This window comes from Bacillus inaquosorum KCTC 13429, from assembly GCF_000332645.1.
Classification (GTDB): domain Bacteria; phylum Bacillota; class Bacilli; order Bacillales; family Bacillaceae; genus Bacillus; species Bacillus inaquosorum.
The window spans coordinates 559,997-566,730 of record NZ_AMXN01000004.1; the positions used below are offsets into that span (position 1 = coordinate 559,997).

The following is a 6,734-nucleotide window of genomic DNA, read 5'->3' on the forward strand; positions in this document are numbered from 1 at the left end:
GCTATAAATAGCGGGTTTTTTTATATTTAGTGACGCACTGCCGTATGTTTCTCATCAATCTTCATATAAATTTCCTCCATCAGCTCCGCACTGTTCATAATCTCTCGTTTGTTTTTTTCAATCAGGAGCTCCAGCGGTAAAATCTGATTTCCGTATGTTTTTCGCTTCTTGAATCGCTTTCTCCCCTTCTCTTTTTTGATTCCCATCACTGTTCCCTCCTTTTTTCATACAAAAAAGGCCCTTATCTAAAAGATAAGAGCCTTCGGTGTTCCGATCAGCAAATGCTGGAAATGTATATTAGCTATATTAAAACGTATTCCATTTCGCCTGTCAATCTATTATTTATACAGCTGGCTGCCTTGATTCACAAATTCTTCGGCTTTTTCTTTCATCCCCTCTTGAATCGCATCCCATTCACTAATCTCTTTATCCTTCGCATAATCCCGAATATCCTGAGAAATTCTCATGCTGCAAAACTTCGGTCCGCACATTGAACAGAAATGAGCGGTTTTTGCTCCTTCAGCCGGCAGGGTTTCATCATGATATTCAAGCGCTCTTTCCGGATCAAGAGATAGATTAAACTGGTCTCGCCAGCGGAATTCAAAGCGGGCTTTCGATAACGCATCATCCCGTATTTGCGCTCCAGGATGCCCTTTTGCAAGGTCTGCCGCGTGCGCAGCAATTTTATATGTAATGACCCCTTCACGAACATCATCACGATTTGGCAGCCCCAAATGCTCCTTCGGCGTTACATAACAAAGCATTGCTGTCCCATACCAGCCGATCATCGCTGCCCCGATCGCTGAAGTAATATGGTCATAGCCCGGTGCAATATCTGTCGTCAGAGGCCCCAATGTGTAAAAAGGCGCTTCTTTGCAAATGTCCATTTGTTTATCGACGTTCTCTTTGATTTTATGCATCGGCACATGCCCCGGTCCCTCAATCATTACCTGAACATCATGCTTCCAGGCAATTTGCGTCAGCTCTCCAAGCGTCTCTAATTCAGCAAACTGCGCTTCGTCATTGGCATCAGCGATTGATCCGGGACGCAGACCATCCCCAAGAGAAAAAGCAATATCATACGTTTTCATGATTTCGCAGATTTCTTCAAAATGTGTATACAGAAAGCTTTCCTGATGATGAGCCAGACACCACTGCGCCATAATCGCTCCCCCGCGTGACACGATTCCAGTTGTCCGTTTGGCAGTCAGCGGCACATACCGAAGCAAAACACCAGCGTGTATCGTAAAATAATCCACTCCCTGCTCTGCCTGCTCGATCAGCGTATCACGATAAATCTCCCACGTTAAATCCTCCGCTACGCCGTTTACCTTTTCAAGCGCCTGATAAATCGGAACAGTTCCAACAGGCACAGGGCAATTGCGGATAATCCATTCACGCGTCGTATGAATGTCTTTTCCGGTGGAAAGATCCATCATCGTATCCGCTCCCCAGCGAATGGCCCACGTCATTTTTTCCACTTCTTCTTCAATTGATGACGTAACCGCTGAATTCCCGATATTCGCATTAATCTTCACATGAAAATTCCGGCCGATAATCATCGGTTCACTTTCAGGGTGATTAATATTTGAAGGAATGATCGCCCGGCCGCTTGCTACCTCATCTCTGACAAATTCGGGAGACACATGCTCGCGTATTGCGATAAACTCCATCTCTGGTGTAATGATCCCTTTTTTGGCATAATGCATTTGTGTGACATTTTGACCCGCTTTCGCCCGCAGCGGGTTCCGCTTTAGTCCTGGGTAGCTTACGTTTGGATTTGCTTTTTTATAACCGTTATCTTCTGGTTTTATAGCTCGTCCTTCATATTGTTCAACATCGCTGCGCTCCGTGATCCATTTTTGGCGGAGCGGCTTTAACCCTTCTTGAATATTAATGGTCACATCAGGGTCGGTATACGGTCCGCTTGTATCATAGACACGCACAGGCGCGTTTTCCTCTTCGCCGAACGACCCTGTCGTCGGACTCAATGCGATTTCCCTCATCGGCACTTGGATGTCCGAAGAAGAACCCTCCACATACACTTTCTTGCTCCCCGAAAAACTCGACATAATGGAAATGTTGGCTTGCTGCACTGAATTGTTTTGCATTACTTATCCTTCCCCTCTCTTCGTTTGAAAGGACAAAATCAAGCCCATAACCAGCACAAAAAACCGGATTCAAATGAATGAACCCGGTTACAGTCAGAAAGAAACATATTATTGCCCAGCACGACAATAATAAAAACAATTCCTCTACTTCCCCACGCTGGTACGAACCAGATCAGGTCCAAAGGGTTAAGAAGCTTACCTTCTCTCTCAGCCCGAAAGCGGGCACCCCCAGTAACTATTAATTTCGGTCTCATCTTAACATAAAACCAATCGAAAAAAAAGAGGAATATAGAAAATATTCAGCTAATTCATCCCAAATAGTTGACCGGCAGCGGCGTTTCAGATATTTCATGATCACCCATCATCACCCGATATGCCTTTGCACCCGGTCTTGAACTCACTGTCTGAAACAGCTGATCATTTATGAAATGGAGAGCTGCTCCGTCGTCCGCCGCATAGCCATCGCACAAGAATTCGTTAGATATCAGCTGGTGGTATATCGGTCTCCGATCCTTTTCACCGTCATAATGAGGACAAAAGCTCCCTTGCAAAAAACCTAAACTTTTCATGCTTGTCAGCGGTCCGGCTGAATCTGTCACCCCTTCTTCAAACCAGCAGATCGCACCTGCACTTAAACCAGCTAAAATCACACCGTTCTTCCATGCTTCCCTGAGAATAAGATCCAGCCCCCACTCTTTCCACAGCACAAGCATATTCCTCGTATTTCCCCCGCCGACATAAATTATGTCCTTTTCCATAACAAAAGAAATTAAATCTGTTGACGGCGGCTTAAATAAGGATAAATGAGACGGCACACAATCCAGTGTTTGAAATGCATCATAAAACCGCTGAACATAGTTTTGGGAATCACCGCTCGCCGTCGGCAAAAAACAAACGCGAGGTGACTTCCGGTCTGATTGATTGATGATATATTGATCGAGGGACAAATTTTCCGGTTCCATCGAAAAACTCCCGCCGCCCATCGCAATAATCTGTTTCATCATCTCACCGCCTGACAAAATTTGTTATTCATTATAGCATTTTGTATAAAAACAAGATAGCAAGCCAAATACTTTCTTATCAGGGGAACTAAAAAATAAGGAAGTGGATTGCCATTGAACAATGTCTCTAACCCGATAAACGCCAAAGACATACCTGCATTTGTACTTAATTTCTTAATAACAATAAAAACAAGCATTAACAATTACACTGTCGCGATGACAGAAACCTCGAACCCTCACCTCCGAAGAGCATTGCGTGATCAATTAGATGTAGCTGTTTATCTGCATGGAGAACTTTCTGAACTCCTGATGGAAAAAGGCTTGATCTTGGATAAACAATTGCAAATCGATTCGCTTTTATCTTGCAGAGAACTGTAACAAAGTCATATAAAAAAGACGGTCTCTCATTTACGAGAGACCGTCTCTTCCTTTTATTGCTCCACTCTTCTTAAAGCCTCGTTTACCGTTTCTTTTATAAACGTGTCTTCTCCGCTCAAGCGGTCTAAACTGAGATCGCCGTTTCTCAGCCGTTCAGATATATTGTTTATATCCTCTTCTACCGTGATTTGCAGTTCACCAGCCAAAAACATTCTGTGTAATTCATCAGCAACCATACTTTCTTTATTCATTTCAATCCGCTCCTTTGCTTTCAATATTATTCATAGTCTGTCCCAAGGCCGGACGAATAATAGGAAAAAAGTATGAATCAAATGAATCTTTTTTCCTCCTTCTTACGTATACCTGTTGAGAAAAAGAAAAAGGGGAAGATTTAACATGTCATTTTTTAAGAAGCTTGCAGCAAGTGCCGGAATCGGTGCTGCAAAAGTAGATACGATTTTAGAGAAAGACGCATATTATCCTGGAGAGGAAGTGCGGGGTACTGTACATGTCAAAGGCGGAAAAATCGCTCAGGACATCCGCTATATTGACTTACAGCTTAATACACGGTACGTCATTGTAAAAGACGATGAAGAGCACCGGAAATACACTACAATTCATTCTTTCCGGGTCACTGGTTCATTTACCATTCAGCCTGGAGAACAGCATCAATTTCCGTTCTCATTCATTCTCCCACTTGATACACCAATCACTGTAGGGAAAGTAGAGGTCGCCGTGGTGACAGACCTTGACATTCAAGGCGGTATTGACAAGTCAGATCACGATCGAATTTTCGTTGAAGCGCACCCTTGGATCGAAAGTGTGCTGGAAGCAATCGAAAACCTGGGCTTCCGCCTTAACGAAGCAGACTGCGAACAAGCGCCTTACTTCCAGCGCCGCCTTCCGTTCGTTCAAGAATTTGAGTTCATTCCGACATCAGGCTACTATCGTCAGATGCTTGATGAATTAGAGCTTATATTCCTTTTAGACGAAGACGGTTTAGACATTATTTTCGAAGTCGACCGCAGAGCAAGAGGACTGCGAGGATGGCTGGAAGAGATGTATAATGACGGAGAACAGCTCGTACGCGTCCGCTTCAGCCAATCAGAGCTTGAGGATGCAGAAGGACTTGAAGAGGTGTTAGAAGAGATTTTAGACCAATACGCTGAGTAAATATAAAAAGGAGCCTAGCTTAGCTGAGCTCCTTTTCTTTGATAAAAAATAAAAACCCGTTTCTCATAAGAAACGGGTTTTTCAGTATACCGGTGGTCGGGGTCGAACCGACACTCCAGAAGGAACACGATTTTGAGTCGTGCGCGTCTGCCAATTCCGCCACACCGGCAAGTTTTACGTCTTATCTAACCGACGAATATAAATATATCATGGATTTTTTAAAGTGTCAACGTATTTTCAAAAAAGTTTTTTTGGAAATATAATAATAAAAAAGTGTTAAGAGACTTAACTAAACATAATGGCTCAAGCAGCTTTATGATCATGTATCGGAACTTAGCTGCTTATGATAAATCAAAGCAATAAAAAAATGATCTACTCAAGTAGATCATTAATATGATTAGTTATAGTTTAAATACGCAAACACCAATTCAACTTACCAAGTAAGTAAAATTGGTGCCGAGGGCCGGACTTGAACCGGCACGGTAGTCACCTACCGCAGGATTTTAAGTCCTGTGTGTCTGCCAATTCCACCACCCCGGCAAAAGAAAGGCGACACCCGGATTCGAACCGGGGATAAAGGTTTTGCAGACCTCTGCCTTACCACTTGGCTATGCCGCCGTAATTGGAGCGGAAGACGGGATTCGAACCCGCGACCCCCACCTTGGCAAGGTGGTGTTCTACCACTGAACTACTTCCGCATCTTAAGGGACTTAATACATCATATGCAGTTGATATAAAAGTGAGACTGGGCTAGCTGGATTCGAACCAACGCATGACGGAGTCAAAGTCCGTTGCCTTACCGCTTGGCTATAGCCCAATGATAATATGGGGCGATTGATGGGAATCGAACCCACGAGTGCCAGAGCCACAATCTGGTGCGTTAACCACTTCGCCACAACCGCCATAATCTCAAGATGTCATAAATTTGGCAGGGGCAGTAGGAATCGAACCCACACCGGAGGTTTTGGAGACCTCTGTTCTACCGTTAAACTATGCCCCTATAAATGGTGGAGGGGGGCAGATTCGAACTGCCGAACCCTGAGGGAGCGGATTTACAGTCCGCCGCGTTTAGCCACTTCGCTACCCCTCCACATTAAGTTTTGAAAAAACAGTGCCGGCAAGAGGACTTGAACCCCCAACCTACTGATTACAAGTCAGTTGCTCTACCAATTGAGCTACACCGGCATAGGTGGTGGCTCGGGACGGAATCGAACCGCCGACACACGGATTTTCAGTCCGTTGCTCTACCAACTGAGCTACCGAGCCTTATTATTTAAATGGCGGTCCGGACGGGACTCGAACCCGCGACCTCCTGCGTGACAGGCAGGCATTCTAACCAACTGAACTACCGGACCGTATTGAATTATTTTGGTTGCGGGGGCAGGATTTGAACCTGCGACCTTCGGGTTATGAGCCCGACGAGCTACCGAACTGCTCCACCCCGCGATGATAATGGTGGAGGATGACGGGCTCGAACCGCCGACCCTCTGCTTGTAAGGCAGATGCTCTCCCAGCTGAGCTAATCCTCCATCATATAATGACCCGTACGGGATTCGAACCCGTGTTACCGCCGTGAAAGGGCGGTGTCTTAACCGCTTGACCAACGGGCCCAGACTTTCAATTGTAATTATGTATAAGTATCAGTGGCGGAGAGCAAGGGATTCGAACCCTTGAGACGGAGTTGACCGCCTACACGATTTCCAATCGTGCTCCTTCGACCACTCGGACAGCTCTCCAATAATGGCTCCGCAGGTAGGATTCGAACCTACGACCGATCGGTTAACAGCCGATAGCTCTACCACTGAGCTACTGCGGAATGAAGTCTGCCTGGCGATGTCCTACTCTCACAGGGGGAACCCCCCGACTACCATCGGCGCTGAAGAGCTTAACTTCCGTGTTCGGTATGGGAACGGGTGTGACCTCTTCGCCATCATCACCAGACAATTTCAGTGACATTTAACATTATACTATGTATTCTTGAGAAAATCAAGTGTTTTTTTGAAAAAACTTATTCTCTCAAAACTAGATAACAGATGTGACATCATGATTAGAAATGTGGTTAAGTCCTCGA

At 45.1% G+C, this 6,734-nt stretch carries 5 protein-coding genes, 16 tRNA genes, 1 rRNA gene, 1 pseudogene and 1 riboswitch; of the genes and pseudogenes, 2 read left to right on the plus strand and 21 right to left on the minus strand.

The annotated features are described in order from the left end of the window. Window position 1: 1 nt before the first annotated feature. The 3 genes and pseudogenes from senS to BSI_RS07820 form a co-directional block, all read right to left on the minus strand. A pseudogene (gene senS, locus BSI_RS07830) lies at window positions 2–206 on the minus strand (transcriptional regulator SenS). Between the two features lie 132 nt (window positions 207–338). Continuing rightward, on the minus strand, window positions 339–2,111 hold the full coding sequence (gene thiC, locus BSI_RS07825) for a phosphomethylpyrimidine synthase ThiC (protein ID WP_003239647.1): 1,773 nt from the start codon (window positions 2,109–2,111) through the stop codon (window positions 339–341). A gap of 132 nt (window positions 2,112–2,243) precedes the next feature. After that, window positions 2,244–2,351: riboswitch (TPP riboswitch) on the minus strand. Window positions 2,352–2,419: 68 nt separating this feature from the next. Further along, window positions 2,420–3,112, minus strand: coding sequence for a Type 1 glutamine amidotransferase-like domain-containing protein (locus BSI_RS07820; RefSeq protein WP_032732162.1), 693 nt, complete (start codon window positions 3,110–3,112; stop codon window positions 2,420–2,422). A 114-nt stretch (window positions 3,113–3,226) separates the two neighbouring features. Here BSI_RS07820 and BSI_RS07815 point away from each other — a divergent pair, with 114 nt between their 5' ends. Beyond that, the gene (locus tag BSI_RS07815) at window positions 3,227–3,490 is read left to right on the plus strand and encodes a spore coat protein (protein WP_003239649.1); all 264 of its coding nucleotides are present in this window, start codon (window positions 3,227–3,229) and stop codon (window positions 3,488–3,490) included. 53 nt (window positions 3,491–3,543) lie between these two features. On the opposite strand, the gene BSI_RS07810 is transcribed toward BSI_RS07815, so the two are convergent. After that, entirely contained in the window at window positions 3,544–3,747 is a 204-nt protein-coding gene (locus BSI_RS07810) for a hypothetical protein (protein WP_080030861.1), read from the minus strand. Between the two features lie 139 nt (window positions 3,748–3,886). Here BSI_RS07810 and spo0M point away from each other — a divergent pair, with 139 nt between their 5' ends. Continuing rightward, on the plus strand, window positions 3,887–4,663 hold the full coding sequence (spo0M, locus tag BSI_RS07805) for a sporulation control protein Spo0M (protein WP_003239651.1): 777 nt from the start codon (window positions 3,887–3,889) through the stop codon (window positions 4,661–4,663). An 87-nt stretch (window positions 4,664–4,750) separates the two neighbouring features. Here spo0M and BSI_RS07800 read toward each other — a convergent pair. The 17 genes from BSI_RS07800 to rrf form a co-directional block, all read right to left on the minus strand. Further along, window positions 4,751–4,832 (minus strand) — tRNA-Leu (locus BSI_RS07800). A 282-nt stretch (window positions 4,833–5,114) separates the two neighbouring features. Beyond that, window positions 5,115–5,203, minus strand: a tRNA-Leu gene (locus tag BSI_RS07795). A gap of 7 nt (window positions 5,204–5,210) precedes the next feature. Further along, a tRNA-Cys gene (locus BSI_RS07790) sits at window positions 5,211–5,281 on the minus strand. Between the two features lie 5 nt (window positions 5,282–5,286). Continuing rightward, window positions 5,287–5,361: transfer RNA gene (locus tag BSI_RS07785), tRNA-Gly, on the minus strand. Between the two features lie 47 nt (window positions 5,362–5,408). After that, window positions 5,409–5,480: transfer RNA gene (locus BSI_RS07780), tRNA-Gln, on the minus strand. A 9-nt stretch (window positions 5,481–5,489) separates the two neighbouring features. Next, a tRNA-His gene (locus tag BSI_RS07775) sits at window positions 5,490–5,565 on the minus strand. Window positions 5,566–5,589: 24 nt separating this feature from the next. Then, window positions 5,590–5,663 (minus strand) — tRNA-Trp (locus tag BSI_RS07770). Window positions 5,664–5,668: 5 nt separating this feature from the next. Next, window positions 5,669–5,753: transfer RNA gene (locus BSI_RS07765), tRNA-Tyr, on the minus strand. Window positions 5,754–5,775: 22 nt separating this feature from the next. Continuing rightward, window positions 5,776–5,848 (minus strand) — tRNA-Thr (locus tag BSI_RS07760). Window positions 5,849–5,853: 5 nt separating this feature from the next. Beyond that, window positions 5,854–5,929 (minus strand) — tRNA-Phe (locus BSI_RS07755). A gap of 12 nt (window positions 5,930–5,941) precedes the next feature. Beyond that, window positions 5,942–6,018 (minus strand) — tRNA-Asp (locus BSI_RS07750). Window positions 6,019–6,032: 14 nt separating this feature from the next. Further along, window positions 6,033–6,109, minus strand: a tRNA-Met gene (locus BSI_RS07745). A gap of 7 nt (window positions 6,110–6,116) precedes the next feature. Continuing rightward, a tRNA-Val gene (locus BSI_RS07740) sits at window positions 6,117–6,192 on the minus strand. Window positions 6,193–6,201: 9 nt separating this feature from the next. Further along, window positions 6,202–6,273 (minus strand) — tRNA-Glu (locus tag BSI_RS07735). 34 nt (window positions 6,274–6,307) lie between these two features. Further along, window positions 6,308–6,399 (minus strand) — tRNA-Ser (locus tag BSI_RS07730). A 5-nt stretch (window positions 6,400–6,404) separates the two neighbouring features. Beyond that, window positions 6,405–6,479, minus strand: a tRNA-Asn gene (locus BSI_RS07725). Between the two features lie 9 nt (window positions 6,480–6,488). Beyond that, window positions 6,489–6,604 (minus strand): 5S ribosomal RNA (gene rrf, locus BSI_RS07720). Window positions 6,605–6,734 lie beyond the last annotated feature (130 nt).